The sequence below is a fragment of the Brevundimonas sp. KM4 genome (genome assembly GCF_000964075.1).
Taxonomy (GTDB): Bacteria; Pseudomonadota; Alphaproteobacteria; order Caulobacterales; family Caulobacteraceae; genus Brevundimonas; species Brevundimonas huaxiensis.
The window spans coordinates 194,051-218,796 of sequence record NZ_JZRG01000018.1 but is presented as its reverse complement, the minus strand read 5'-3'; the positions used below and the strand labels follow the sequence as shown (position 1 = coordinate 218,796).

The 24,746-nt window shown below is 66.6% G+C and carries 26 protein-coding genes and 1 tRNA gene; 21 read left to right on the top strand and 6 right to left on the bottom strand.

Annotated elements, in window-relative coordinates:
- Positions 1 to 63: 63 nt before the first annotated feature.
- The 3 genes from VH88_RS11100 to VH88_RS11090 all read left to right on the top strand — a co-directional run bounded on the left by VH88_RS11100 (position 64) and on the right by VH88_RS11090 (position 2,256).
- On the top strand, positions 64 to 1,020 hold the full coding sequence (locus tag VH88_RS11100; RefSeq protein WP_045811297.1) for a M28 family peptidase: 957 nt from the start codon (positions 64 to 66) through the stop codon (positions 1,018 to 1,020).
- Positions 1,017 to 1,514: a hypothetical protein gene (locus tag VH88_RS11095; protein WP_045811296.1), complete on the top strand. Its 498-nt coding sequence runs from the start codon at positions 1,017 to 1,019 to the stop codon at positions 1,512 to 1,514. The genes VH88_RS11100 and VH88_RS11095 overlap by 4 nt, the downstream gene beginning before the upstream one ends.
- 79 nt (positions 1,515 to 1,593) lie before the next feature.
- A complete protein-coding gene (locus VH88_RS11090) occupies positions 1,594 to 2,256 on the top strand; it encodes a sugar transferase (RefSeq protein ID WP_317134083.1) in 663 nt (220 codons plus the stop codon).
- On the opposite strand, the gene rpiA is transcribed toward VH88_RS11090, so the two are convergent.
- Positions 2,253 to 2,936, bottom strand: a complete 684-nt coding sequence (gene rpiA / locus VH88_RS11085; RefSeq protein WP_045811294.1) for a ribose-5-phosphate isomerase RpiA — start codon at positions 2,934 to 2,936, stop codon at positions 2,253 to 2,255. The two genes, VH88_RS11090 and rpiA, sit on opposite strands and share 4 nt — an antisense overlap.
- Entirely contained in the window at positions 2,933 to 4,285 is a 1,353-nt protein-coding gene (gene glmU, locus VH88_RS11080; RefSeq protein ID WP_045811293.1) for a bifunctional UDP-N-acetylglucosamine diphosphorylase/glucosamine-1-phosphate N-acetyltransferase GlmU, read from the bottom strand. Before glmU ends, rpiA begins: the two co-directional genes overlap by 4 nt.
- A gap of 64 nt (positions 4,286 to 4,349) precedes the next feature.
- On the opposite strand from glmU, the gene VH88_RS11075 reads away from it, so the two are divergent.
- From VH88_RS11075 to VH88_RS11065, 3 genes are all read left to right on the top strand, one after another.
- Positions 4,350 to 5,063 carry an HAD-IA family hydrolase gene (locus VH88_RS11075; protein ID WP_045811342.1) on the top strand — a complete coding sequence of 238 codons (714 nt, stop codon included), beginning with the start codon at positions 4,350 to 4,352 and terminating at the stop codon, positions 5,061 to 5,063.
- Positions 5,064 to 5,163: 100 nt separating this feature from the next.
- Complete coding sequence (locus VH88_RS11070) at positions 5,164 to 6,453, top strand: dicarboxylate/amino acid:cation symporter (RefSeq protein WP_045811292.1); 1,290 nt, start codon at positions 5,164 to 5,166, stop codon at positions 6,451 to 6,453.
- 56 nt (positions 6,454 to 6,509) lie between these two features.
- Positions 6,510 to 6,584, top strand: a tRNA-Val gene (locus VH88_RS11065).
- A 13-nt stretch (positions 6,585 to 6,597) separates the two neighbouring features.
- On the opposite strand, the gene VH88_RS11060 is transcribed toward VH88_RS11065, so the two are convergent.
- Positions 6,598 to 7,536: an ROK family protein gene (locus VH88_RS11060; protein WP_045811291.1), complete on the bottom strand. Its 939-nt coding sequence runs from the start codon at positions 7,534 to 7,536 to the stop codon at positions 6,598 to 6,600.
- Positions 7,537 to 7,779: 243 nt separating this feature from the next.
- On the opposite strand from VH88_RS11060, the gene VH88_RS16280 reads away from it, so the two are divergent.
- The 4 genes from VH88_RS16280 to VH88_RS11045 all read left to right on the top strand — a co-directional run bounded on the left by VH88_RS16280 (position 7,780) and on the right by VH88_RS11045 (position 11,064).
- Positions 7,780 to 7,920 carry a hypothetical protein gene (locus tag VH88_RS16280; protein WP_165116349.1) on the top strand — a complete coding sequence of 47 codons (141 nt, stop codon included), beginning with the start codon at positions 7,780 to 7,782 and terminating at the stop codon, positions 7,918 to 7,920.
- Positions 7,921 to 7,986: 66 nt separating this feature from the next.
- Positions 7,987 to 9,357, top strand: coding sequence for a class II 3-deoxy-7-phosphoheptulonate synthase (locus VH88_RS11055; protein WP_045811290.1), 1,371 nt, complete (start codon positions 7,987 to 7,989; stop codon positions 9,355 to 9,357).
- 90 nt (positions 9,358 to 9,447) lie between these two features.
- Positions 9,448 to 10,023, top strand: a complete 576-nt coding sequence (locus VH88_RS11050) for a prephenate dehydratase domain-containing protein (protein WP_045811289.1) — start codon at positions 9,448 to 9,450, stop codon at positions 10,021 to 10,023.
- Positions 10,024 to 10,305: 282 nt separating this feature from the next.
- Positions 10,306 to 11,064 carry a chorismate mutase gene (locus VH88_RS11045; protein WP_045811288.1) on the top strand — a complete coding sequence of 253 codons (759 nt, stop codon included), beginning with the start codon at positions 10,306 to 10,308 and terminating at the stop codon, positions 11,062 to 11,064.
- A gap of 383 nt (positions 11,065 to 11,447) precedes the next feature.
- On the opposite strand, the gene panC is transcribed toward VH88_RS11045, so the two are convergent.
- Positions 11,448 to 12,320 carry a pantoate--beta-alanine ligase gene (gene panC, locus VH88_RS11040; RefSeq protein ID WP_045811287.1) on the bottom strand — a complete coding sequence of 291 codons (873 nt, stop codon included), beginning with the start codon at positions 12,318 to 12,320 and terminating at the stop codon, positions 11,448 to 11,450.
- Between the two features lie 105 nt (positions 12,321 to 12,425).
- Between panC and VH88_RS11035 the strand changes: the two genes are divergently transcribed.
- From VH88_RS11035 to VH88_RS10985, 11 genes are all read left to right on the top strand, one after another.
- A complete protein-coding gene (locus tag VH88_RS11035) occupies positions 12,426 to 13,055 on the top strand; it encodes an SPOR domain-containing protein (protein WP_052689562.1) in 630 nt (209 codons plus the stop codon).
- A 129-nt stretch (positions 13,056 to 13,184) separates the two neighbouring features.
- Positions 13,185 to 14,021: a division plane positioning ATPase MipZ gene (locus tag VH88_RS11030; RefSeq protein ID WP_045811285.1), complete on the top strand. Its 837-nt coding sequence runs from the start codon at positions 13,185 to 13,187 to the stop codon at positions 14,019 to 14,021.
- A 7-nt stretch (positions 14,022 to 14,028) separates the two neighbouring features.
- Positions 14,029 to 14,457, top strand: coding sequence for a molecular chaperone DnaJ (locus VH88_RS11025; RefSeq protein WP_045811284.1), 429 nt, complete (start codon positions 14,029 to 14,031; stop codon positions 14,455 to 14,457).
- A 130-nt stretch (positions 14,458 to 14,587) separates the two neighbouring features.
- Positions 14,588 to 15,529 (top strand): ACP S-malonyltransferase, encoded by a 942-nt coding sequence (gene fabD, locus VH88_RS11020; protein WP_045811283.1) that lies wholly within the window; start codon positions 14,588 to 14,590, stop codon positions 15,527 to 15,529.
- 88 nt (positions 15,530 to 15,617) lie between these two features.
- A complete protein-coding gene (fabG, locus tag VH88_RS11015; protein ID WP_045811282.1) occupies positions 15,618 to 16,358 on the top strand; it encodes a 3-oxoacyl-[acyl-carrier-protein] reductase in 741 nt (246 codons plus the stop codon).
- 171 nt (positions 16,359 to 16,529) lie between these two features.
- Positions 16,530 to 16,769 carry an acyl carrier protein gene (locus VH88_RS11010; protein ID WP_008264317.1) on the top strand — a complete coding sequence of 80 codons (240 nt, stop codon included), beginning with the start codon at positions 16,530 to 16,532 and terminating at the stop codon, positions 16,767 to 16,769.
- A 151-nt stretch (positions 16,770 to 16,920) separates the two neighbouring features.
- Positions 16,921 to 18,192, top strand: coding sequence for a beta-ketoacyl-ACP synthase II (fabF, locus tag VH88_RS11005; protein ID WP_045811281.1), 1,272 nt, complete (start codon positions 16,921 to 16,923; stop codon positions 18,190 to 18,192).
- 1 nt (position 18,193) lies between these two features.
- Positions 18,194 to 19,354 (top strand): endolytic transglycosylase MltG, encoded by a 1,161-nt coding sequence (gene mltG, locus VH88_RS11000; protein WP_045811280.1) that lies wholly within the window; start codon positions 18,194 to 18,196, stop codon positions 19,352 to 19,354.
- The gene (locus VH88_RS10995; RefSeq protein ID WP_045811279.1) at positions 19,351 to 20,235 is read left to right on the top strand and encodes a YicC/YloC family endoribonuclease; all 885 of its coding nucleotides are present in this window, start codon (positions 19,351 to 19,353) and stop codon (positions 20,233 to 20,235) included. Before mltG ends, VH88_RS10995 begins: the two co-directional genes overlap by 4 nt.
- Positions 20,225 to 20,866: a guanylate kinase gene (gene gmk / locus VH88_RS10990; RefSeq protein ID WP_039247959.1), complete on the top strand. Its 642-nt coding sequence runs from the start codon at positions 20,225 to 20,227 to the stop codon at positions 20,864 to 20,866. The genes VH88_RS10995 and gmk overlap by 11 nt, the downstream gene beginning before the upstream one ends.
- 196 nt (positions 20,867 to 21,062) lie before the next feature.
- Positions 21,063 to 22,814 carry an ATP-binding protein gene (locus VH88_RS10985; protein WP_045811278.1) on the top strand — a complete coding sequence of 584 codons (1,752 nt, stop codon included), beginning with the start codon at positions 21,063 to 21,065 and terminating at the stop codon, positions 22,812 to 22,814.
- On the opposite strand, the gene VH88_RS10980 is transcribed toward VH88_RS10985, so the two are convergent.
- Together VH88_RS10980 and rsmA are read right to left on the bottom strand one after the other, a co-directional pair.
- Positions 22,811 to 23,935: a pyridoxal phosphate-dependent aminotransferase gene (locus VH88_RS10980; RefSeq protein ID WP_045811277.1), complete on the bottom strand. Its 1,125-nt coding sequence runs from the start codon at positions 23,933 to 23,935 to the stop codon at positions 22,811 to 22,813. The genes VH88_RS10985 and VH88_RS10980 overlap by 4 nt on opposite strands.
- Positions 23,932 to 24,741, bottom strand: a complete 810-nt coding sequence (rsmA, locus tag VH88_RS10975) for a 16S rRNA (adenine(1518)-N(6)/adenine(1519)-N(6))-dimethyltransferase RsmA (protein ID WP_045811276.1) — start codon at positions 24,739 to 24,741, stop codon at positions 23,932 to 23,934. The genes VH88_RS10980 and rsmA overlap by 4 nt, the downstream gene beginning before the upstream one ends.
- Positions 24,742 to 24,746 lie beyond the last annotated feature (5 nt).

Sequence of the window (24,746 nt, the reverse complement as noted above, 5' to 3'; positions counted from 1 at the left end):
AGAACCGTAGGCTGACGCGCCGTCCGCTCTTCGCTAGGTTCGCGCGTCCCTATCGGAGCCTGTATGACTCGTTCGACCCTCTGCCTTTTCGTAGCTGGTGCCGCCCTGATCGTCAGCGGTTGCACCGCCGTTCCTCCGGCAGCGCCGATTGCGCCGAGCGCCGTCGCGACCGGTACGAGCCAACTGCTGGAGGACGTGCGCATCCTGTCGGCCGACGACATGCAGGGCCGCGACACGGGCTCGGAAGGCGGCGAGCGGGCGCGCGCCTATATCGTGTCGCGGCTGGAGGCTATGGGCGTCCAGGCGGCGCCGTTCGGGCGTTTGCAGCGGTTCGAGGCGCCGGGCCGCACGCGCGAGGGCGTGAAGACCTTCAGCGGCGTCAACATCGTCGGCCTGATTCCCGGAACGCGCGTCGCCGACCGCTATATCGTGGTGACTGCCCACTACGACCATGTCGGCGTCAATGACGGCCAGGTCTTCCACGGGGCCGACGACAACGCCTCGGGCGTGGCGACGATGCTGGAGTTGGCGGCGCGACTGAAGGCCCAACCGCCGGAACACAGCGTGCTGATCGTTGCGCTGGATGGCGAGGAGCGGGGGCTGTTGGGGGCTCGCGAGTTCGTCAAGGCGCCGCCGGTGCCCCTGTCGTCACTCAGCCTGAACCTGAACTTCGACATGACGGCGCGGGCGGAAACGGATGGCCATCTGTGGGTCACCGGGACCTATCAGCACCCCAATCTGCGCCCCGTGCTTGAGGCCGTGGTGCCGAACGGGGCCGTGTCCTTCGCCTTTGGCAAGGACACCCCGCAGGATACGGGCGAGAACAACTGGGTCGACGCCTCCGATCATGGCGCCTTCAACGAGGCGGGCGTGCCCTTCCTGTACATGGGCGTCGATTATCATCCCGATTACCATCGACCGAGCGACACCTTCGACCGGATCACGCCGTCGGTCTTCACTAGCGCGACCGAGATCGCCATCGCCGGGTTCCGCGCCTTGGATCAGGCGCTTGATCGATGAGATCTTCATGGGTGATCGTCGCGGTCATGGCCGTGCTGAGCTTGGCGGCATGCGAGCGGCGCGACGCCGCGACACCGACGTCGATGCCGGAAGCGACGTTCCAGCATCGTCTGAGCGGTGATATTTCGGGCGACTATCGCCCGACAGGTGAGGGGGAGATGCCGCTCGTGGCTTCCCTGTTTGTCGGTCAGGATGAGGCCTTCGCCGCCTGGGACGGCGGGGCCCGCGCTTCGCCGCCGCTGATCCTGTCGCTGACCGGCCCGCAAGGCGAGGCCAGGGTTCTGCCGGACGCCTATGTCGTCACCGACGATCGGATCCAGATGCGCGGCTCCGTACCCGGCATGGGCCCGTTGGAGTTGTCGGCGCGGATTGATCATGGCGCATTGGCGACAGCGCGGCGCAATCTCGGAGATCAGACGCCTGTCGTCACCGGGACGATTTCGGCCAACGGTCGTCGCACGCCGTTCACGCTAAGCTGGTGGGGCGGCGACTGATCTAAGCGATCTGTGCTGAAGACGCGCCAAGATTGCCAATCTCGCAATCCCAGGTCATGGTGACGCTTGGGGGCGCTGAATGTCGACATCGGAATTGGCCGGCTGCGATGTGACGTCGACACGCGGCGTCGTTGCGTCTCGACGCCGCATTCGTCTTGACCCGACCCGCGCCATGGATGTCCTCTTCGCCCTGACAGGTCTGCTTCTGACCTGGCCGCTCTTCCTTGTCATCGCTCTGGGCGTCAGGGCGCAGGACGGAGGGTCCGCGATCTTTCGCCAGCAGCGGATCGGGTGCGACGGCCGAATGTTCGACTGCCTCAAGTTTCGCTCGATGCATATAGGCGCGGAGCAAGCGCTGCCCTCAGCCTCTGATCCGGAATGGCAGGCGATGCGAAAGCTGACACACGATCCGCGCGTTACGTCGTTGGGCCGCCTGTTGCGACGGTTCAGCCTGGATGAACTGCCTCAGCTGATCAATGTGTTGAGGGGCGAGATGTCGCTGGTCGGCCCCCGACCGATCGTGATCGATGAGGCTGCACGATATGGCCGGCGACTGGCCGACTACTGCGCGGTCCGGCCGGGGCTGACGGGGCTGTGGCAGGTCTCGGGCCGAAACGCCGTGCCCTATCCGCGCCGTGTCGCGATGGATGTCTGGCTGGTCAGAAACCGCACCGTCGGCGTCTATCTGGCGATCCTGGCGCGCACGATCCCGGCGGTGCTGAGCCGACGGGGCGTGTCCTAGGGAAGACGCTCCTCAAAGCCGTCGTCCGTGCCGATGATGGCGAGGTCGGCGAGATCCAGGAACAGGCCGTGCTCCACCACGCCGGTGATCAGTTTCAGATCGTCGGCCAGACGGACCGGATCGTGGATCGCCTTGCAGACCGCGTCATAGATCAGATTGCCGCCGTCCGTGCGGACCAGGCCGCGATCCGCCTGACGCACGCGCGCCGGCTGGTTGATGTCGTGGTCGATCAGCACATCGGCGATGCGGTTGGCTGTCGTCTTGTGACCGAAGGCGACGACCTCGATCGGCAGGGGGAAGGTTCCCAGCACTGGCACCACCTTTGCCGCGTCGGCGATGACGATGCAGCGTGCCGAGGCCTCCCACACCAGCTTCTCGCGCAACAGGGCCGCTCCGCCCCCCTTGATCAGCGCCAGGCCCGGCCCGATCTCGTCGGCGCCGTCCACGGTCAGATCGATACGGGGCGTGTCCTCCAGCGTCGAGAGCGTCAGCCCGAGTTCGCGCGCGAGATCTGCGGTCTTCTCCGATGTCGGCACGCAGCGCAGGTCGGGCAGGTTGCGCGCCGCCAGCGCCTTGACGAACCAGGCGGCCGTCGAGCCGGTGCCCAACCCGACGATCATGCCCGCCTCGACGTGGGCGGCGGCGGCCTCGCCGGCGTTCTTCTTCTGGAGGTCGCTCATTTGGATTTCGCAGCCTTCCTGACCTTGGCTTCGGCACGGAAGGCCGCAGCCGCTTCGGGTTTGACAGTCTGGCGCGCGCGGCCGAAGGCCATGGCGTCGGCGGGCACGTCCTCGGTGATGACGGAGCCGGAGGCGATCAGGGCGCCGTCGCCGATGACCACCGGGGCCACCAGGCTGGAATTCGATCCGATGAAGGCGCCGGCGCCGACCTGGGTCTGAGCCTTGTTGAAGCCGTCATAGTTGCAGAAGATGGTCCCTGCGCCGACGTTGGCGCCGGCGCCGACCGATCCGTCGCCCAGATAGGCCAGATGATTGGCCTTGGCGCCTTCGGCCATCTTCACGTTCTTGACCTCGACGAAGTTGCCGACCTTGACCCCCTTCGCCAGGTCCGCGCCGGGACGCAGGCGCGCGTAAGGACCGACCTCGGCGCCGGCCGAGACCCGCGCGCCCTCGATATGGCTGAAGCTGCGAATGCGCGCGCCGGCATTGATCACCGCGCCGGGACCGAAGACCACGAAAGGTTCAATGACGGTTCCGGCGCCGATCTGGGTGTCCCAGGCGAAATGGACGGTTTCGGGCGCCGCCATCGTCACGCCGGCCGCCAGGAAGGTGTCGCGTTGCACGGTCTGAAACAGGGCCTCGGCCTGAGCCAGTTCGGCCTGGGAGTTGACGCCCATCACCGCGTCCTCTGCGGCGAAGACGGCGCGGGTCGGGTGGCCGCCCTTCCGCGCCAGAGCGACGACATCCGTCAGATAGTATTCGCCCTTGGCGTTTTCGTTCTTCACCTCGGCCAGCAGCGAGAAGAGCAGGGCCGCAGGCGCGGCCATGACGCCGGAGTTGCAGGCGGTGATGGCGAGAACGTCTGACGACGCCTCCTTGGCCTCGGTGATGGCGGTCAGGGTGTCGCCTTCGACGATCAGACGGCCATAGGCGCCCGGATCGCGAGCCTCGAACCCGATGACGGTCACGCCGTCCGCATTGAACACGGGCTCGATGTCGGCGGCTTTCAGCAAAGGGACGTCGCCATAGGTGACGACCACCTCGCCGTCGAAACCGGCCAGCGCCTGTTCGGCGGCGCGCACCGCGTGGCCGGTGCCGAGCGGCGGGTCCTGGACCGCAATGGCGGCCTCGCCCAGCCGTTTCACCACATGGGCCCGGACCTCGGGCGAGTGATTGCCGACCACGACGACGATGCGTTCGCACCCCAGGCCTTCCGCCGCATCGATGGCGTGGTCCAGCATGGCGCGGTGGGCGACGGGGTGCAGCACCTTGGGCAGCGGCGACTTCATCCGCGTGCCCTGGCCGGCGGCGAGAATGATGGCGGCGCGGGCGCGCGTCTGGCTGGTCATGAATCGTCTCGCAGTCTAGTCGTCCTGCGATCTAGCCCATCATGCGGGCCAGCGGGAGATGTGGATGAGCGATCGCGACCTGGAAGGCTGGACCATCGCCTTCGACCTTGACGGCACGCTGGTCGATTCCGCCCCGGACCTGATCGGCACGCTGAACCGGATGCTGGTCGAGGAGGGGCTGCCGCCCGTGCCGATGGAGTCCGCCTCGAGCCTGATCGGATCGGGCGCGCGGGCGCTGCTGGTGCACGGCTTCGAAGCCGCCGGCGCGCCGGTCGAGCGGGCCAAGTCCGACGAACTGTTCGAGCGGTTCCTGGTCGATTACGCCGCCCATATCGCCGACGGCTCGCAGCCTTTCGAGGGCGTAGTCGAGACGCTGGAGCGGCTCAGCGAGCGGGGCGCTATCCTGGTCGTGGCTACCAACAAGCGTTCGGACCTGTCGGAGTTGTTGTTGGGCAAACTGGACTTGACCCGACATTTCGCCGCCATCGTCGGCCCGGATCGGGTCAGCGCGCGCAAGCCCTCAGGCGCCCATTTGAAGGAGGCCGTCGTGATCGCAGGCGGCGATCCCGAACGAGCCATTATGGTGGGAGACGCTTCGCCGGACGCGGACGCCGCCAAAGACGCCAGCATGCCCTGCATTCTGACGACCTTCGGCTTTACGCCGACGCCTGTTGAAGACCTGGGCGGGGACGTGCTGATCGATGCCTTCGAAGACGTCGAAGAGGCGATCGACGGCATTCTCTCCGACTTCTACGTGCGGCGGGCGCTGAAATTCTGAAGCCAGCCGACAGGAAATCTGTTGGCTGAATGATCGCTGCTGCGGTTGCGGATCGCCATGGCGATGGACAGATTGGCGCACCCCAGTTGAAAGTGCCGTCATGCTCGCTCGCTTTTTCAAGATTCCGCTGTGGCAGCGGACCGCCGCCGGCTTCATCCTCGGCATCATCGCCGGGCTGATCCTGCGCGAGCGGGCCGAGACCTGGCTTCAGCCGATCGGCGACGTCTATCTGAACCTGATCCGCATGGTGGTGGCGCCGCTGGTGCTGTTCACCATCGCCAGTTCCATCGCCAAGCTGGGGGAAGGGGCGGGGGCTGTGCGGCTGGGGGTGCGAACCATCCTCTGGTTCGCCATCACGTCGCTGCTGGCGGTGCTGGTCGGTTTCGCCTTCGGTCACATCATCAATCCGGGCGTCGGCCTGTCCAACCTGCCGCTGGGCGAGGTTAAAGAGCGCGTAATCCCGACCCCGCTGGAAGTCTTGATCGGCGTCGTGCCGACCAATCCGTTCGCCGCCCTGGCCGAAGGCAAGGTGTTGCAGATCATCTTCTTCTCGGCCCTTGTCGGCATGGCCTTGGTGGCGCTGGGCGACCGGGCGCAGGGCGTTCGGCGTCTGGTGGATGAGGGGGCAGCCATCATTTTCCGCATCACCCGCTGGGTGATCCAGCTGACGCCCATCGGCGTGTTCGGCCTGATCGGATCGGTCGTCGGCGGCTACGGCTGGGAGGCGCTGCTGCCCCTGGTGAAGTTCATCCTGGCCATCTACGCCGCCTGCCTGTTCCACATCCTGATCGTCTATTCGGGCCTGCTGAAGGTCCATGGGCTGAAGGTGACCAGCTTCTTCCGCGGCGCCTTCGCGGCCCAACAGACTGCGTTCGCTACCTCTTCCTCGCTGGGGACTTTGCCGATCACCCTTCGCCAGACGGTCGAGCGTTTGGGCGTGCCGCAGGCCTACGCCGCCTTCGCCGTGCCCCTGGGGGCCAATGTGAAGATGGACGGGTGCGGGGCCATCTATCCGGCCATCGCCTCGATCTTCATCGCCCAGTATTTCAAGATCGATCTGACGCTGACCCAATACGTCCTCATCGGCCTGACGGCGGTGCTCGGATCACTGGGGACGGCCGGCGTGCCGGGCACCAGCATCGTCATGCTGACCCTGACCCTGTCGACCGCCGGCCTGCCGCTGGAAGGCATCGGCTATATCGTCGCCATCGACCGGATCATCGACATGATGCGCACCGCGACCAACGTCACCGGACAGATGCTGGTGCCGGTGCTGGTCGCCAAGGAAGAGGGCATCCTCAACCAAGACATCTACAACGGTCACGTCGCCTGGCTGCCGGGCGACCCGGAAGCCGATACGCCCGAAGGCGTTCGCGCCGCCGGAATCTGAAACAGGCGCTTGCGCGGGGCCGGCGACCGGGCTATGTCGCCGCCTCCGCAAGGCAAGGACGCGTAGCTCAGCGGGAGAGCACCTCGTTCACACCGAGGGGGTCACAGGTTCAATCCCTGTCGCGTCCACCATCTCCACTTCGATCTAATCCCGGCCTTGCGTGCGCCAGTCCTTGGGCCACGCGCCCGTGATGGAACGGTAGGCGAGGGCCAATGCGCCGATCAGGCCGGCGGACACGCCCGCGCTCGGCGCCGCGATGTAGGTCTGCATGTCCAGACCTTTCAGGCTGGCGTCATAGCCGCCGAGCTGTCTCACCAACGCCTGTCTGACCAGATCGTACATGTGCGGCTGCATCACGCCGCCGCCGATGATGATTCGCTCGGGCCGCAGCGTGTAGGTCAGGTTGGCGCACAGACCGGCGATATACTCCGCTGCCATCGGCCAGGCCGGATGATCGTGGGAAAACGTTTCGGCGGCCGCGCTCCAGCGCGCCTTCAGCGCCGGCCCGCTCGCCAGGCCTTCCAGGCAGTCGCCGTGGAAGGGACAAACGCCCGAGAACGTCTCGTCGCCCTTGGCGCGGGGCAGCCGGATATGACCGGCTTCGGGATGGTTCGCCCCGCCATGCGGTGCGCCGTCGATCATCACCCCGATACCCACGCCCGTGCCGACCGTGACGTAGCAGAAGCTCTCCAGTCCTTGCCCGCTGCCGAACAGGCGTTCGCCCACGGCCGCGCCGTTCACATCGGTGTCCAGCGTCATGGGAACATCGAGGCGCCGGCGCAGACGGGCCAACAGGTTGATGTCGCTCCAGCCGGGCTTGGGCGTGCTGGTGATGGCGCCGAAATCCGGCGCGTCGGGCTTCAACGACAGAGGGCCGAAACTGACGATCGCCAAAGCCGAAAGCCGGTCGTGTTTCGACTGTGCGTCGACGAAGAAGGCCGCGACCGCATCCAGCGTCTCGTCGGGCGACGTCGTCGGGATGCGGATCTGGTCGATGATCACGCCGTCGGCGGCGGCGACGCCGCAGATGAACTTGGTGCCGCCGGCTTCGACACCGCCGAGGAGGATGGATTGGGTCGACATGGGCGCCTGCCTTTCGGGTGCGACGAAGGTTCGCGGGACTGAACATCGAACAGGGCCAAGCGTTCAGAGCCCATGACCCTTCTAGCCCGTCTGTTCATCGCCTTCGACGCCGCCGCCAAGATTTTGACGCGCAAGGAAAGACTGCTGTGAGCCGATTTTGCAGAGTGCTGGATTTGGCGATTGCGTCCGGCTCCCTGCATCGCCACCTTTACCGCCAGGACACGAGATAAGACGAGGACGCCGATGGCTCGCAAACCCAACTACAGCTTCGAGCGTCAGGAACGCGAGCGCGCCGCGGCGCTGAAGGCGGCCGAGAAGGCGGCGGCCAAGGCTGAACGCAAGGCCGAAGCTGCGGCGGAAAAGTCGCCTTCTTCGGAAGACTGACATTTCGCGGCAAAATCCGCCTGTCTTTTCGTTGTTTGAATAGGCGTGAAGTCCTATTCTTGCGCGATGACACGCTGGACCCCCGAAAGCTGGAGAACAAAGACCGCCCTGCACATGCCGGCGGACTATCCGGATCCTGCCGCCCTCGCGCGGGTGGAAGACGAGTTGCGCGCCTTGCCGCCGCTGGTCTTCGCCGGCGAAGCGCGGCGCCTGACGTCGAAGCTGGCGCAGGTCGAGCGGGGCGACGCCTTCCTGCTCCAGGGCGGCGACTGCGCCGAAAGCTTCAAGGAGTTCTCGACCGACAATATCCGCGACACCTTCCGCCTGATCCTTCAAATGGCGGTCGTCCTGACCTTCGCCGGACGCAAGCCGGTGGTGAAGGTGGGACGGATCGCGGGCCAGTTCGCCAAGCCTCGCTCGTCGCCGCTGGAAGAGATCGACGGCGTCGAACTGCCCAGCTATCGCGGCGACATCATCAACGGCATGGGCTTCACGCCGGAAGAGCGCGCGCCTGATCCGCAGCGTCTGATCCGCGCCTACAACCAGTCGGCCTCGACGCTGAACCTGCTGCGCGCCTTTGCCGGCGGCGGCTATGCGGATCTGTACAACATCCATCGCTGGACCCTGGGCTTCGCGGGCGACAACGCCGCCGGCGCCCAGTACCGCGAGCTGGCCGACAAGATCACCGAGGCCCTAGCCTTCATGGAGGCGGTCGGCGTTACGCCCGAGACCCATCCGGACCTCAGCCGGGTCGAGGTCTTCACCAGCCACGAGGCCCTGCTGCTGAACGTCGAAAGCGCCCTGACGCGTCTGGACGGCGGTTCCGGCGAATGGTTCGACACCTCAGCCCATATGCTGTGGATCGGCGAGCGCACCCGTCAGCTGGACGGCGCCCACGTCGAGTTCATGAAGGGGATCAAGAATCCCATCGGCGTAAAGTGCGGGCCGACCATGACGGCCGACGATCTGCTGCCCCTGATCGACGCCCTGAACCCGGACAATGTCTCGGGTCGTCTGACGCTGATCGGACGCTTCGGTCACGACAAGGTCGGCGAGCGCCTGCCCAGGCTGATGCGCGAAGTGAAGGCCTCGGGCCGCAAGGTCATCTGGTCCATCGACCCGATGCACGGCAATACGCTGAAGGCCGGCAACGGCTACAAGACCCGGCCGTTCGACCGCATCCTTGGCGAAGTTCGGACCTTCATCGACGTGGCCGAGGCGGAAGGCGTCCACCCCGGCGGCGTCCATCTGGAAATGACCGGCCAGAACGTCACCGAATGCATCGGCGGCGCCCAGGCGGTTACAGAGGACGATCTGTCCAATCGCTACCACACCCACTGCGATCCGCGCCTAAACGCCGACCAGGCGCTGGAGCTGGCCTTCCTGGTCGCGGAGCGGCTGAAGGCCGGACGGGTGGCGCAGTCGGCGGCGGCCTAGCCGTCGTCAGCGCCCCAAATGCGGGCCGATCCGGTCATGGTGACGCCACCGAGGCAGCGCCAGATCGATCTGAGACCGAGGGAGTGATCGATGCAAGTAACGGCTCCAACTGAGGAAAAGCCCGGCCGGGTCGCCTATCAGGGCGCGCCCGGATCGTTCAGCCATGAGGCTTGTCTGGCCCTGCGTCCGTGGGACGAGGCTGTGGCGTTCGAAACCTTCGACCAGGCCCTGGATGCGCTGCGCGCCGGCGACTGCGGTTGCGCCCTGATCCCGGTCGAGAACTCCACCATCGGCGTGGTCGAGCCGGCGGCGACGCTGGTCGGTGCGCTTGGCGTGGAGCCGGTCGCTCAGGTCTGGCGGCCGATCCGTCATGCGCTGATGGCGATCGACGGCGCGCGTCTGTCCGATATCCGAACCGTCGAGAGCCATCCCATCGCCCTGGCCCAGTGCAAGGACACGCTGGCCGGTTTGAATGTCGAGGTGGTCGAGCATTTCGATACCGCAGGCGCGGCGCGCGATGTCGCCGAAGCGGGCGACCCGACACGGGCGGCCATCGCCCCAGTCGGCGCCGCCGAGGTGTACGGCCTGTCGATCCTGCGCAACGACTTGCAGGATTCCGGCGATAATCAGACGCGTTTTGTCCTGTTGAGCTTTCCAGAGGGTTGACGGCGCACGGTCTTTGCGTCCTTAAGACATCCACGGATCGCAACACGATCCGCATAAACCGGAACCGGACCATGTCCCGCCTGCGCGCTCTCTCTGTTTCTTTCGACCGTTCGCGCGCGGTTTCCGGCCTCTATTTCGGCTACGGCTTTTACGGCTTTCGATACGCCGGCTGAGGCGTCGGGCGCACTCCGTCCCTGACTGCTTCACCGGCGACCGCTCTGGATCAGAGCGGCTGTTCGCTCCTGCACATATCGAATCCCAGAATGCCGAAAGCCCTTTTCCATGCCCCATTCCAATCTTCAGCAAGTCTGGCCTGACGTGGCCGACCTGACCCCCGAACAGCAGGCGCTGGCCGCCCTTCGCGCCGAGATCGACGGCATCGACGACCAGATCCTGGCGCTCTTCGAGCAGCGCCTGGCCATCGCCGCCACCGTCGGCCGAGCCAAGGACGCGCCCACCGGCCCGCACACCAAGCTGCGTCCCGATCGCGAGCAGACCGTCCTCTCGCGCATGCTGAAGCAGGCCAAGCCTGAGAACGCCGAGGCGGTCGAACATCTGTGGCGCGAGATTGTCGGCTGGGGCTTGGCGCGCCAGGGCCGGCTTCAGGTCCAGGTCTGGGCTCCCATCGAACCGACCCGCGCCTATGACGGCGCGCGCCTTCGTTTCGGGGCCGCCGCCGACATCAAGATGGTGCGCGATCCGCAAAAGGCCCTGGCCTTCGCCGCCGAATGCCACGGGATCGCCGTGCTGGCGATCAATACAGAAGACGCCTGGTGGATGGGCCTGCGTCGCGAATGGTCGATGCTGAGCGTGTTCGACGGTTACGGCGGCGAGACGCCGACGTCCCTGGCGGTGGGCAAGATCGATCCGCCGGCTCTGCCCAAGGGCCGACGCGTGGTGGTCACCGCCGGTGGGGACGCGGGCGATGGCGGCGGCGCAAGGCGCTGGGGCCTGAACACGCATCACGGCTGGACCATCGCCCTGACCGACGCCGATCTGGCGCCTGGCGACGCAGAGGGTTGTGTGGGCGCGATCGGTTAGCTCCGTCCGCGTTTGAGGCAAAACCCGAGGTCTTGACTGGCGGCTGCTATGCAATCGCCGCCAGCCATGCATTTCGTCTGAGCGAAATCGCATCTTTTCAACGGCTTGACGGACGGTATCGGCTTTTTCCTGAGCCCGACGTCAAACGCGGTTATGATGCCGGCTCGGTCTTAGACAGCGCCATCCCTCGACGACACTCCGGCTCGTTCGACTGTAGTCCAGCTTTTAGGCCCGAACTGCACTTCGTTGCACTGTGCAATTCGGGCTCTGTTGTTTTCCTCAACGAAAACAACGATGCGCCGCGTCAGATTGCACGCCATTGCACCACTTGTCACACGTGCAATTCGCCGGCCTATGTCCAGAAACGGATGCGGCCCTTCTTTTCAGACCGCCATATTGTCGATCAGTCGCGTCTTGCCCAGCCAGGCGGCGGCCAGGATGCGGGCGGGGGCGTCGACGATGTCGTTGCGGAACGGCGTCAGGTCCTCGGCGTGGCGAATGGCGACGTAATCGACCCGATCAAACCCGGCTTTCAGCAGGGCGGCATAGGCTTCACGCTCGACACCGGGCAGGGGGCGGCCGCTCGAGGCATGGACGCCGGCCTCCGCCAGAATGCCGTTCAACCGGCGGGCGGTCTCAAGCTCAGCCTCCGACAGATAGGCGTTGCGTGACGACAGGGCCAGGCCCCAACCGTCCCGCTCCGTCGGCGCCCCGACGATCTCGACCGGCAGGTCCAGATCGCGCACGAACCGCCGTACGACCATCAGCTGCTGATAGTCCTTCTCGCCAAAGACCGCGACATCAGGCTGCACCTGGTTGAACAGCTTGGTGACGACCAGGGCGACTCCGCCGAACATCTGCGGCCGGAAGTCGCCTTCCAGACCCAGCGCCGGCCCGGCGACGGCGACGGTTGTCGCAAAGCCTTCCGGGTACATGGCGTCGGCTGAGGGCGCGAACATCAGATGGCAGCCGGCGCCGGACAGCAGACGGGCGTCTTCTTCCAGCTGGCGAGGGTATTTGCCCAGATCCTCGTGCGCCGCGAACTGGGTCGGATTGACGAAGTTGGAGGCGACGACGCGGTCGGCGCGGCGCGCGGCCTCGCGAACCAGGGTCAGGTGGCCTTCATGCAGGGCCCCCATGGTCGGAACCATGCCGACGCTCAGGCCTTGACGTTTCCAGTCCCGGACGACCGCGCGCAGATCGGCGACGGTGCGGACGACGTCCAAAGGGGTAAACGGGGGTGCGGCGTCTATCATGATGAAGCGATTAACCTTTCCGCTTAAGCCTGTTGATGCACCAGACCGCAAATTCTGGGCTCTAGGGTCGTGCTTATGACGCCCGCAGCAGCGACCCGTCCAGCTTTGATCGCCCTGGCCTTCGCCAGCAGCCTCGCCGTCGCCGGCTGCGGCGCAGTGGACAGCGATCCCCATCGATTCAGCACGATGGCCGAGAACGTCGCGGCGATCGACATTCCGCTCTCGGCGCGCGATCGCGAGACCCGGGATGCCGTTGCTGAAAAGGCCGGACTGCGGCCCGTGCGCTTCACGCCGGTCAAGGTGGCGGTCATGGATCCGCACGCCATGTGGGACGCCCGAGACGTCCAGGCAGGCCTTCGCCCCGTCGGTGAAGATGCAGGCCTGCGGGACGCGGTTGTCCGGGCTGCCTCGCCCGCGGTTGTCAAAGCCGTGGCGGATGAGGCGATCTCGCGGGTGCAGGCCCCCGTCTTGCGTCCCGCCAGTCTCACGGCGGCGCCGGAAACCGGGCGAACGATCCAACTGGGCGCCTATTCCAGTGCTGCCGGCGCGCGTCAGGCCTGGGATCGGATGAAGGCCACGTCAGACCTGTCGGGATTATCGCCGATCTATCAGGAGGTCGAGGTGGGCGGCCGTCGGCTGACGCGGCTGAAGGTCGGGCCGGTCTCCACCGAAACCTCCGCTGCGGTCTGCCGCTCCGCCGCTGTCGGCGACGCCTGGTGCGCGCGTAACAGCTGACCGACCCCGGTTCGCCGTCCACAGGTCTGCATTAAGGTTCCGTTGACGTTTGGCGCTTTGAGGCCGAGTCTCTGTGGACCTAGGACCGCGCAGCCTGAGTCGCGCGGTCGGCACAGAGGATTCCCTCGAATGACGCAGCCGCATGTGATCGTCCTCGGCAACGAAAAGGGCGGGGCGGGCAAGTCCACCCTGGCCATCCACATCGTGACCGGCCTGCTGCACGCGGGGCGCTCGGTGGCGATCATCGATCTGGACCTGCGCCAGCGCTCGATGCAGCGCTTCTTCCAGAACCGCGCCGCCTGGCTGGCCGCGAACGGTCACGAGCTTCCCCAACCCTTCGTGCCCGATATGGGCGACGGCAAGGCCCTGGCCAAGGCGGACGTGGCCGAACAGATCGCCACCTTCGAGCGCGCCTTCGATGAGGCGGCGGCGCGGGGCGTCGATTGCATCCTGATCGACACGCCCGGGGGGGACACGGCCGTTTCGAGCGCCGCCCACGCCCGCGCCGATCAGATCGTGACGCCGATGAACGACAGCTTCGTCGATTTCGACCTGCTGGGCGACGTCGATCCGGTCACCCTGGAGCTACTGAAGCCCTCCATCTATTCCGAGAGCGTCTGGGAGGCGCGCAAGCAGCGCGCCATCGCCCAGGGGCGTCACGCGACGATCGACTGGCTGGTGGTCACCAATCGCCTCGCCGTCGCGGAGGCGCGCAACCGCAAACGTCTGGAAGAACGGATGACCAAGCTGGCCAAACGCGTCGGCTTCCGCGTCGGCCCGGGCCTGCGCGACCGGGTCATCTATCGCGAGCTGTTCCCGTTCGGCCTGACGGTGGCGGACCTGTCGAACGACATCCGGCCGGTCGCGGTGTCACTGGCCCACGTCGCTGCGCGCCAGGAGATGCGCAATCTGATGATGGCCATGGGTCTGGAGCAGGTCCTCAGCCCTTTGGACGTGGCGGCCTGATCGCCTGATGGGTTTGATCTGGCTGGCCCTGGCGGCGATCGCCGTCTGGGCGCTGGTGCGGCTGGGCCGACAGACCGAGCGACGTGGGCGCGCTCACTGGCGCGTGACGGCGACCCTGCTGGGTGCGGTTCTGTTGGCCGGCGGTGCGCTGGCGGCGTTTCGGGGATCATGGCTGACGGCGGCGGCTCTGGCCGGGTCAGGGCTCTATCTGGCCTGGTCGTCCCGGCAGCGACCGATCATCCGATCCGAACCCATCAGCGAAGCGGACGCCCGCGCCGTGCTGGGTGTCGGGCCAGCCGCGACCCAGGCCGAAATCCGCGCAGCCTGGAAACGCGCCATGGCCCGCGCCCACCCCGATCAGGGCGGCACGGAGGGGCTGGCGACGCGCGTCAACGCCGCGCGCGATCGACTGCTGGGGAAATCCGGGCGCCGCTAGGCGCTCTCATCGCAGCATGCCTGCGGTCGTGGAGTTGGTCCGACGCACAGCACCCACCACCTCCGCTTGCCCTCGGGTAAGTCTGGGCTTACGGGTCGGCGCTCTTGATCAATGATTCAGGGAGCGGTCGATGACCCTCGCACTTCTGTTTCCGGGACAGGGCAGCCAGGCCGTCGGCATGGGCGCGCAACTGGCCGACGCCTTCCAATCCGCCCGCGACGTCTTCGCCGAGGTGGACGAGGCGCTGGGCCAGAAACTGTCGGTGCTGATGCGCGATGGCCCCGAGGACCAGCTGACCCTGACCGAGAACGCCCAGCCCGCGCTCATGGCGGTTTCCGTGGCGGCGATCCGGGCGTTGAAGGCCGAGTTCGGCTTTGATGTGGCGAGCGCGGCCTATGTGGCCGGTCACTCGCTGGGCGAATATTCGGCGCTGGCGGCGGCGGGCGCGATCTCGCTGTCGGATACGGCGCGGCTGCTGAAGCTGCGCGGCCAAGCCATGCAGCGCGCCGTGCCGGTGGGGCAGGGGGCGATGGCCTCGCTGATCGGACCCAAGACGGATCTCGCGCTGGCGGAAGCGGCTGCAGCGGCCGGTTCGGAAGTCGGCGTCTGCGTGGTCGCCAATGACAACAACAACGGCAACATCGTCATCTCGGGCGAGAAGGCCGCTGTGGACCGGGCCATCGAGAAGGCCAAGGAACTGGGCGCGCGAGCGATTCCGCTGAACGTCTCGGCGCCCTTCCACTGTCCGCTGATGCAGCCGGCCGCCGACGAGATGGCCGCCGCCCTGGCCGAGGCGAAGATCGTCGCGCCGGTCGTGCCGGTGGTGGCGAACGTCCTAGCGCGGCCGGAGAGCGATCCAGAGGTCATCCGCCGCCTGCTGGTCGAGCAACTCACCGGCCGGGTGCGCTGGCGTGAGAGCATGGAGTGGATGTCGACCGAAGGCGGCGTGACCCGCTTCGTCGAGATCGGCTCAGGCAAGGTGCTGACCGGCATGGCCAAGCGGATCGCGCCGGACGCCGAGGCCCTGCCGCTAAATACGCCGGAAGAGCTCGAAGCCTTCGCCAGGGGGTGACGCGGGGCGCGTGGCGACGGCTTCGTCACGCGACTTTGCTTTTCCTCGTCACTCGACACTCATCACTCGCCACTTCGGAGAGACACAAATGTTCAATCTTGCAGGCAAGACCGCGCTGGTGACCGGCGCGACGGGCGGGATCGGCGGGGCGGTGGCGCGGGCGCTGCATGCTCAGGGCGCGACCGTGGTGTTGTCAGGCACGCGCGAGGCGGTGCTGGCGGATCTGGCCAAGGAACTGGGAGAGCGGGCGCATTTCGCCACGGCGAACCTGTCGGATCCCGAGTCGGTCGACAATCTGGTCGCTGCCGCCGAGACGGCGGCGGGCGCGCCGTTGGACATCCTGGTCGCCAACGCCGGTATCACCAAGGACGGCCTGCTGATGCGGATGAAGGACGAGGACTTTCAGTCCGTCCTGACCGTCAATCTGGAAAGCTATTTCCGCCTGACCCGCGCGGCGGTGAAAGGCATGATGAAGCGCCGTTCGGGCCGAATCATCGGCGTCACCTCGGTCGTCGGCGTGACCGGCAATCCGGGCCAGACCAACTATTCGGCGTCCAAGGCCGGGATGATCGGCTTTTCCAAGTCGCTGGCCCAGGAGGTCGGCTCGCGCGGCATCACCGTCAACTGCATCGCGCCGGGCTTCATCGCCTCGCCCATGACCGACGTGCTGAACGATCAGCAGCGCGAGACCATTCTGACGAAGATTCCGGCGGGCCGGCTGGGCACGGGCGACGAGATCGCCGCCGCCGCCGTCTATCTGTCGTCCGACGAAGCCGCCTATGTGACGGGCCAGACCCTGCACGTGAACGGCGGCATGGCGATGATCTGATCGTCATCACGTCACGCAACAGACTATTTCCTGCCCGAAAGGCTGTGCTAAAGGGCAGGGATGCATTGTCGATCACAGCCTTCGGGCTTGCGTCGCCAACGCTGCCGTGAGACGGCGATTTCTGAGCTACCCCCGCCTCTACGGCGATTTCAAACAGGCAGAGAGACACTCATGTCCGACACCCTCGAGCGCGTTCGCAAGATCGTCATCGACCATCTGGACGCCGATCCGGACAAGGTCACCGAAAAGGCCAGCTTCATCGACGACCTAGGCGCCGACTCGCTCGACAACGTCGAGCTGGTGATGGCCTTCGAAGAAGAATTCGACATCGAGATCCCGGATGACGCCGCCGAGCACATCCAGACGGTCGGCGATGCGGTCAAGTTCATCGACGAAAAGTCGGCCGGCTGATCTCAGTCGCCGATATCGGCCGAACAGGCTGACGGTTCACAGGGCCGCCCGGCGCTCCTAGCGGAGACGCCCGGCGGCCTTTACTGTTTCTGACCCGCGCGAATCCGCGATGATTCCGAAGGGTCGGGCTGGAGATAAGGGAGCACGCACCATGCGCCGCGTCGTCGTTACGGGCATCGGTCTGCTGACCCCCCTGGGTTGGGGCGTCGAGAAGAGCTGGAAAGGCATTGTCGAGGGACGGTCGGGCATCGGTCCGATCACGGCCTTCGACACCGAGGGCTATGGCTGCACCATCGCCGGCGAAGTGCCGAGCGTGGATGGACGCGGCGGCGGCGGCGAGGGCGACTTCGACCCCGACAAGATCATGTCCGCCAAGGACAGGAAGCGTGTCGACGACTTCATCCTGTACGCCATCGCGGCGGCGGACGAGGCTCTTGCGGATGCGAACTGGAAGCCCGAAACGGACGAGGACAAGGAGCGCACCGGCGTGATGGTCGGCTCCGGCATCGGCGGCCTGGGCCCCATCGCTGACACGGCTATCGTGCTGAAGGAACAGGGCGTGCGTCGCGTCAGCCCCTTCTTCATCCCCAGCGCCCTGATCAATCTGGCCGGCGGGCAGATTTCGATCCGCCATGGCCTGAAGGGGCCGAACCATGCGGCGGTGACCGCCTGCGCCACCGGCGCCCACGCCATCGGCGATGCGGCGCGGATGATCGCGCTGGATGACGCGGACGTTATGGTGGCGGGCGGGGCCGAAAGCTCGATCGTGCCGATCGGTATCGCGGGCTTCCTGGCCTGCAAGGCCCTGTGCACCGCCTATAACGACACGCCTGAAAAGGCGTCGCGGCCCTATGACCGGGGCCATGCGGGCTTCGTCATGGGCGAGGGCGCCGGCATCCTGGTGCTGGAAGAATACGAGCACGCCAAGGCGCGCGGGGCCAAGATGTATGCCGAGGTCGTGGGCTACGGCATGAGCGGCGACGCCTATCACATCACCGCCCCGTCAGAGGACGGCGAGGGCGGGGTGCGGGCTATGAAGGCGGCGCTGAAGCGGGCCGGTCTGCAGCCGTCGGACCTGGACTATGTCAACGCCCACGGCACCTCGACCATGGCCGACTGGATCGAGTTGAAGGGGATCGAGGGGCTGGTCGGAGATCATGCGCAGAACCTGACGGTCAGCTCGACCAAGTCGATGACGGGCCACCTGCTGGGCGCCGCAGGCGCCATCGAGGCGGCCTTCTGCGTGCTGGCGATCCGCGATCAGATCGCGCCGCCGACGATCAATCTGGACGACCCCGAGATGGAAACGCCCATCGACCTGGTCCCCAACACCGCCAAGCCGATGAAGATCGATGTGGCCATGTCCAACAGCTTCGGCTTCGGGGGCACCAACGCCTCGGTGATCTTCAAGAAGGTCGACTGAGATGTTCGGGCGCGGGCGGGTCGAGAAATCCAGCGGGCGGTCGGGCTTTACGGTCTCGTTGCTGACCGCGTCTGCGACCTTCGGCCTGTTCTTGCTGGTGGCGCTGATCGCCGTCTGGGCGGTCTATTATGCGCCGGGACCGTCCGCGCGGCAGGGTCGGACGACGGTCGTCACCCTGCCCACCGGATCGGGCGTCTCGGCCATCGCCGCGCGGATGAAGGCGGCGGGGGTGATCCGTTCGACGGACCTGTTCCGTGCGGCGGCGACCTTGACGGGCGCGGATCGGCGGCTGAGGGCCGGCGAATATGAGGTGCCGTCCGGCACGTCGCTGGCCGGGGTGCTAAACCTGCTGGTCGAGGGGCGGGTGGTGCGCCATTTCGTGACCCTGCCTGAGGGCTGGTCGTCATTGCAGGCGGTGGACATCCTGAACAAGGAGGCCGTTCTAACCGGGACGGTCGCCGAAACGCCTGAGGAAGGCAGCCTGTGGCCTGATACCTATGAGGTTTCGCGCGGGGACACCCGCCAGTCGGTGATAGACCGGATGCAGCGCGCGGCGACCGAGAACCTACGTCTGCTGTGGAGCCAGAGGTCGCCCGCGACCGTGGCGCGCACGCCGGAAGAGGCGGTGATCCTGGCCTCTATCGTGGAGAAGGAGACCGCGCTGGCGGCGGAACGGCCCCGAGTCGCTGCGGTGTTCTCGAACCGTCTGCGGGCGGGGATGCGGTTGGAGAGTGATCCGACCATCGTCTACGGCGTGACCAAGGGTCGGCCGTTGGGACGGGGCATCCGGCGCTCGGAGCTGCTGGCCCCGACGCCGTGGAACACCTACCAGATCAACGGGCTCCCGCCGACGCCCATCGCCAATCCGGGCAAGGAGGCCGTCAAGGCGGTGTTGAACCCGCCGGCCGATCCGGCCCTGTTCTTCGTGGCCGATGGGTCCGGCGGACACGCCTTCGCCCTGACCTATGACGAGCATCTGCAAAACGTCGCGCGGTGGCGTCAGATCGAGCGCCAGAAGGCGGGCCTGCCGCCGGAAGCGACGCCGCCCGCCACGCCGGGAACCAGTGCGGCGCCGATGACGAGCGAGCCGGCCGCCACGTCGGTCGAGAACGGTCAGGCGACGATCACCCTTCCGGCCGGCGCGACGCAGGGGCCCCAATGAGCACCCTATCTGGCATGACCGGCTTTGGCCGGGCAGATGGGGCCGGCGAAGGCTGGGCCTGGTCGGTCGAGGCGCGTTCGGTCAACGGGCGCAATCTGGAGATCCGATTTCGCGGGCCGAACGGTTTCGACGGGCTGGAGCGCGCGGCCAAGGCCGCCGGCCAGGCGCGGTTCGCGCGGGGCCAGGTCACCATCGGCGTTCAGGCCAAGCGAGCCGAAGCCGGCGAGGCGGCGGTCACGATCAACGCCGCCGTGTTGGCGCGCTATCTGACGCTCGCGAACGAACTGGCCGAGGACGGCGCAACGCCGCCGTCCGCCGACGGCCTGCTGGCCCTGCGCGGCGTGATCGAGGCCCCCGAAGAGACGGACGATCCCGAGGCGCGGGCGGCGGTCGAGGGGGCCATGATCCGCACAGTCGAAGAGGCGCTGGATGCGCTGAAGGCGTCACGCCAGAATGAGGGCGCGCAGCTGACGCCGGTGCTGGACGAATTCATCGCTCGGATCGAGGCGCTGGTCGTCCAGGCGGAAGGCGAGGCGGCTGCGCAGGTCGAGGCCATCCGTGATCGCTTCACCCGCCGAATCTCCGAACTGGCGCCCGATGCGCCGGGGCTTGAGGATCGAATTTTCCTGGAAGCCGCCGCTCTGGCGACAAAGGCCGACGTGCGCGAGGAGCTGGATCGGCTGACCGCTCATGTCGCCTCGGCGCGTCAGCTTGTGGCCTCGGCGCCCGCCGGGCGGAAACTCGACTTTCGGATGCAAGAATTCATGCGTGAGGCCAACACGCTGTGCTCGAAATCCGCTACGACCGCGCTCACCGGAATCGGCCTGGAGCTCAAGGCCGTCATCGAACAGTTGCGTGAGCAGGTCCAGAATGTCGAATGAACGCAGCCCCCGCCGGGGCGTCCTCCTGATCGTCGCCAGTCCTTCGGGTGCCGGCAAGACCTCGCTTTGCCGCCGGTTGATGGCCGATCATGGCGGGCTGGAGCTGTCCGTCTCCATGACCACGCGCGGCATCCGGCCGGGCGAGGTGCATGGGCGCGACTACAACTTCGTCGGCCATGACGAGTTTCAGCGCCTGATCGACGAGGACGCCTTCCTGGAATGGGCGGACGTCCACGGCAATCGCTATGGCAGCCCGCGCGGCCCGGTGGACAAGGCGCTGGCCGAGGGACGCGACGTGCTGTTCGACATCGACTGGCAGGGCGCACGCGATGTCGCCGAGAAATGCCCGGAGGACGCCGTGCGCGTCTTCATCCTGCCGCCCAGCCTGGAAGAACTGCGTCGTCGTCTCGTCACCCGCTCACAGGATGCCGACGACGTGATCGAGCGCCGCGTGGCCAACGCCAAGGGCGAGATCGAACACTGCGACGCGTTCGACTATGTGCTGGTCAACGAGGATTTCGACCGATCCTACGCCGAACTGGCCCACATCTATCACGCCGAGCGTTCGCGCCGGTTCAGGAACCTGTGGGTCGGCGACTACAAGGCCGCCCTGCTGAACGAAGCCGTCTGAAAAAAACAGCGCCACAGGCCGTGGGGACCTGCGGCGCTGTGGGGTACTCAACGCTACGCAACTGACGCTGTTTTGCCGCCCAGAAGATTTCGGACGGTAAACGCGGCCATAGGGAATGTTCCGTAGCGGCGCGGTATCGCAGGTTTACGACCTGTTCGCCCTCTTGACCTAACGTCAGGCGGTGAACGGGGGTATCATGGGCTTTCTTCATTCGATCGCGCCTCTTCTGGCCAGCAGCGCCAAGGAGAGGGTCAAGCAGGTCCCGGTCAGGCTGCTGCTTGCCGCCCTGGTCGGTTGGGCGATGACCGAAGCCGGGATGCTGCGATGGGTCCCGCTGTGGCTGGCGGCTGCGGTTCTGGTTCAGGCGTTCGAACTGTGGGCGATGGCGCCGTTCAGACGCGCCGAGCCGCCAAAAAGCCCGCTGTCCGTGTTCGTCGCCCTGGCGTCCACCACCTTGATGGCGACGACCTATGCCGTCATGGCCTTGGTGATTTGGTCCACCAATCACCCAGCGCTTGTGACGCTTGCCGCCCTGACGATGGCGGGCGGTCTGTTGACCAACGTCGCATCCGGCATCGCTTCACGAACGATTTTCTTCATCGGCGGCAGTCCCTATCTGGCGGCGCTGGCCCTGATGCCGGCGATCAAGGTGATCCAGGGCGATACCCGCGGGGTCGTGGTCATGACCCTGTCCGCCATCCTGTTCGTCGGCATGGTGTTGAACATCTACTGGCGGGTGCACGGATCGCGCGAAGCCGAGGTAAAATCGCGGGCGGAGGCGGAAACACGCTTGGAACAGGCGCAGGCGGCCATGGCCGACCGCGCGGCGATGGCGGCGATCGTCAGTCACGAACTACGCACGCCCGTCAGCGCCATCCTGGCCGGCGCCCATGTCATCCGAGATGGAAAGTCGCGGGAACATCGCGAGGAAACCGCCGATCTGATCATCGATGCCGGACGATTGATGACCGGCATGCTGAACGACCTGCTGGATCATTCGAAGATGGAAGCGGGCGCGATGACGATGGAAAGCCGCGACTTCGAGATGGGCGATCTGATGCGCGACACGGTGCGGTTCTGGACCGCGCCAGCGGCGGACAAGGGACTGACGCTGGACATGTCGGGCGTGGACAGCGAGGCGGTGTGGCTGCGCGGAGACCCCTATCGTCTGCGCCAGATCATCAACAACCTTGTATCCAACGCGATCAAGTTCACGCCGACGGGCGCGATCCGGCTCGAAGCCTCGGCGCCGCGTAGCGTTGGAAAACATTGTCTTACCCTCACCGTCACTGACCAGGGCGCGGGCATCGCGCCGGAGGCCATGAGTCGGCTGTTCACACCTTTCGCCCAAGGGTCCGCCGAGGTGGCGCGCACCTATGGCGGGACAGGCCTGGGCCTGACCGTCAGTCGGGAACTGGCGCGGTTGATGGGTGGCGATCTGACAGTCGAGAGCACGCCGGGGCAGGGCGCCGCCTTCACCCTGTGCGTCGATCTGCCGTCGGGTCAGCCGACACAGGCTTTGGACGGGCAGGAAACGGCGGCGCCCGTTCTGGCCCGACGGCTTCGCGTCCTGGCCGTGGACGATCATGAGATCAATCGCCGCACGATCTCGCTTGTGCTTCAGCCGCTGGATGTCGATCTGACCACGGCCTCGGACGGCCATCTGGCGCTGGCGCTGTTGTCGGAGAAGGCGTTCGACGTGGTGCTGATGGATGTGAATATGCCCGGAATCGACGGCAATGAGACGACACGCCGCTTGCGCGCATCGGACGGGCCCAGTGCGGACGCCCCGGTGATCGGGTTCAGCGCGGGCACGGAGGCCGAACAGGTGCAGGCCTCCTATGCGGCCGGCATGACGGACTGGCTGGCCAAGCCGCTGGAGCCGAAGAAACTCTACGACGCCTTGCACCGGGCGACATCGGCTGCGGCGCGGGCCAAGGCGGCTTAGGCCAGGGCTGCGAACCAGGGCCGCAGGCGGCTCAAGGCGTCTTCGATCTCGGGGGTAGAGACGGCGAAGCTGAAGCGGATGAAGCGGCGGCCTTCGACGGGGTCGAAGTCTACGCCGGGCGCGGTGGCGACGCCGGTGTCGCGCAGCAGCTGTTCGCAGAAGGCCACGCTGTCGTTCGTCAGATGGCCGATGTCCGCCCAGATGTAGAAGGCGCCGTCGGGGGGCGCGATCTTGCGCAGACCCAGCGCGGGCAACGCCTCCAGCATCAGCTGGCGGTTGCGGGCGTAGGTCTGGATATGCCCTTCCAGCTCATCGATCGCGTCCATGGCGACCAGACCGGCATGCTGGCTGAGGCTGGGCGGGGTCAGGAACATGTTGCCGATATAGGCGCGGGCGGCGTCGATCCGGTCCTCCGGGACCAGCAGCCAGCCGAGGCGCCAGCCCGCCATGCTCCAGTATTTGGAGAAGCTGTTGATGACCACGGCGTCGGGCGCAAACTGCAGCATCGATGGCGTCGGGCCGACGTAGCTTAGGCCGTGGTAAATCTCGTCCGAGACGATGGCGATGTTGCGCGCGCGGCAGACCTCGGCGATGGCGGCCAGCTCGGCGTCCGGGATGATTGTGCCGGTCGGATTGGCGGGGCTGGCGATGATGACGCCGGCAGGGGCGGGATCCAGCGCCTGGAGTTGTGCGGCGGTGAGCTGGAACCGGGTGTCGGGACCGCAGGCGATCTCCACCGGCTCAAGATGCAGGGCGCGCAGAGTGTTGCGATAGGCGACATAGCCCGGCCGGGCAAGGGCGATCCGGTCGCCCGGCTTGAACAGGGTGCTGAGCGCCAGAACCAGGGCAGGAGAGGCTCCGCAGGTCAGCAGGATGCGATTGGGATCGACGGCGACGCCGTACCGCTCGTCGTACAGGCGCGCGATACGGCCGCGTAGGTCGGGACTTTCCCAATAGCCCATCGCGTCGGCGTCCAGCACCTGATGCGCTCGCGCAATCGCGGCGGCGGGCGCGCCGGTCGAGGGCTGGCCGAACTCCATATGGATGATCGACCGGCCTTCGCTCTTGAGCTGATGCGCCAGGCGGCTGACGGAGATGGCGCGGAACGGTTCGACGGTCATTGAAGGGCATCCGCCAGTCGCAGAAAGCCCGCGACATCGATGGTTTCGGCGCGGGCGTCGGGCTCAATGCCGGCGGCCTCGCACAGGGCGGCGCCGCCCAGCTGTTTCAGACTGGACCGCAGCATCTTGCGGCGCTGGCCGAAGGCAGCGGCGGTGACGCGTTCCAGCTTCTTCAGGCGTTCCGGCGACGGCCGCTCATCCAGCGGGACCAGATGGACGACGGCCGAGGCCACCTTGGGCGGCGGGGTGAAGGCGGCGGCAGGCAGATGCATGACGATGCGGGCGGTGCAGACGGCCTGGGCGATGACCGCCAGACGGCCGTAGGCGTCCTCGCCCGGCCCTGCGGCGACGCGCTCGGCGACCTCCTTCTGGAACATCAGGGTCAGGCTGTGCGGCAGCCACGGGCCGGTCAGCCATTTGATCAGCAGGGCGGTGCCGACGTTATAGGGCAGGTTGGATACCAGATGGGTCGGACCGGAGACCAGATCGGCCTCCTTCACCTTCAGCGCATCGGCTTGGACGATCGTCAGGCGGCCGGAGCCGTCGTCCAGTTCGGTCAGCAAGGGAATGAAGCGCGGATCCTTTTCCACCAGGACCACGGCGCCGGCGTCGGATTCCAGCAGGGCGCGCGTCAGGCCGCCGGGGCCGGGGCCGACCTCGATCACCGCGCGACCGTCGAACGGACCGGCCAGACGCACGATCTTGCGGGTGACGTTCAGGTCCAGCAGGAAATGCTGGCCGAAGCTCTTCTTGGCCGAAAGGCCGTGGGCGTCGAGGGTTTCGCGGAGAGAGGGAAGGTCGGTCACACGCC

Bases quoted from the DNA above. Each gene is read 5' to 3' on its own strand.
- VH88_RS11100 (WP_045811297.1), top strand. From the start codon at position 64: ATGACTCGTTCGACCCTCTGCCTTTTCGTAGCTGGTGCCGCCCTGATC.
- VH88_RS11095 (WP_045811296.1), top strand. From the start codon at position 1,017: ATGAGATCTTCATGGGTGATCGTCGCGGTCATGGCCGTGCTGAGCTTG.
- VH88_RS11090 (WP_317134083.1), top strand. From the start codon at position 1,594: ATGTCGACATCGGAATTGGCCGGCTGCGATGTGACGTCGACACGCGGC.
- rpiA (WP_045811294.1), bottom strand. From the start codon at position 2,936: ATGAGCGACCTCCAGAAGAAGAACGCCGGCGAGGCCGCCGCCGCCCAC.
- glmU (WP_045811293.1), bottom strand. From the start codon at position 4,285: ATGACCAGCCAGACGCGCGCCCGCGCCGCCATCATTCTCGCCGCCGGC.
- VH88_RS11075 (WP_045811342.1), top strand. From the start codon at position 4,350: ATGAGCGATCGCGACCTGGAAGGCTGGACCATCGCCTTCGACCTTGAC.
- VH88_RS11070 (WP_045811292.1), top strand. From the start codon at position 5,164: ATGCTCGCTCGCTTTTTCAAGATTCCGCTGTGGCAGCGGACCGCCGCC.
- VH88_RS11060 (WP_045811291.1), bottom strand. From the start codon at position 7,536: ATGTCGACCCAATCCATCCTCCTCGGCGGTGTCGAAGCCGGCGGCACC.
- VH88_RS16280 (WP_165116349.1), top strand. From the start codon at position 7,780: ATGGCTCGCAAACCCAACTACAGCTTCGAGCGTCAGGAACGCGAGCGC.
- VH88_RS11055 (WP_045811290.1), top strand. From the start codon at position 7,987: ATGACACGCTGGACCCCCGAAAGCTGGAGAACAAAGACCGCCCTGCAC.
- VH88_RS11050 (WP_045811289.1), top strand. From the start codon at position 9,448: ATGCAAGTAACGGCTCCAACTGAGGAAAAGCCCGGCCGGGTCGCCTAT.
- VH88_RS11045 (WP_045811288.1), top strand. From the start codon at position 10,306: ATGCCCCATTCCAATCTTCAGCAAGTCTGGCCTGACGTGGCCGACCTG.
- panC (WP_045811287.1), bottom strand. From the start codon at position 12,320: ATGATAGACGCCGCACCCCCGTTTACCCCTTTGGACGTCGTCCGCACC.
- VH88_RS11030 (WP_045811285.1), top strand. From the start codon at position 13,185: ATGACGCAGCCGCATGTGATCGTCCTCGGCAACGAAAAGGGCGGGGCG.
- VH88_RS11025 (WP_045811284.1), top strand. From the start codon at position 14,029: ATGGGTTTGATCTGGCTGGCCCTGGCGGCGATCGCCGTCTGGGCGCTG.
- fabD (WP_045811283.1), top strand. From the start codon at position 14,588: ATGACCCTCGCACTTCTGTTTCCGGGACAGGGCAGCCAGGCCGTCGGC.
- fabG (WP_045811282.1), top strand. From the start codon at position 15,618: ATGTTCAATCTTGCAGGCAAGACCGCGCTGGTGACCGGCGCGACGGGC.
- VH88_RS11010 (WP_008264317.1), top strand. From the start codon at position 16,530: ATGTCCGACACCCTCGAGCGCGTTCGCAAGATCGTCATCGACCATCTG.
- fabF (WP_045811281.1), top strand. From the start codon at position 16,921: ATGCGCCGCGTCGTCGTTACGGGCATCGGTCTGCTGACCCCCCTGGGT.
- mltG (WP_045811280.1), top strand. From the start codon at position 18,194: ATGTTCGGGCGCGGGCGGGTCGAGAAATCCAGCGGGCGGTCGGGCTTT.
- VH88_RS10995 (WP_045811279.1), top strand. From the start codon at position 19,351: ATGAGCACCCTATCTGGCATGACCGGCTTTGGCCGGGCAGATGGGGCC.
- gmk (WP_039247959.1), top strand. From the start codon at position 20,225: ATGTCGAATGAACGCAGCCCCCGCCGGGGCGTCCTCCTGATCGTCGCC.
- VH88_RS10985 (WP_045811278.1), top strand. From the start codon at position 21,063: ATGGGCTTTCTTCATTCGATCGCGCCTCTTCTGGCCAGCAGCGCCAAG.
- VH88_RS10980 (WP_045811277.1), bottom strand. From the start codon at position 23,935: ATGACCGTCGAACCGTTCCGCGCCATCTCCGTCAGCCGCCTGGCGCAT.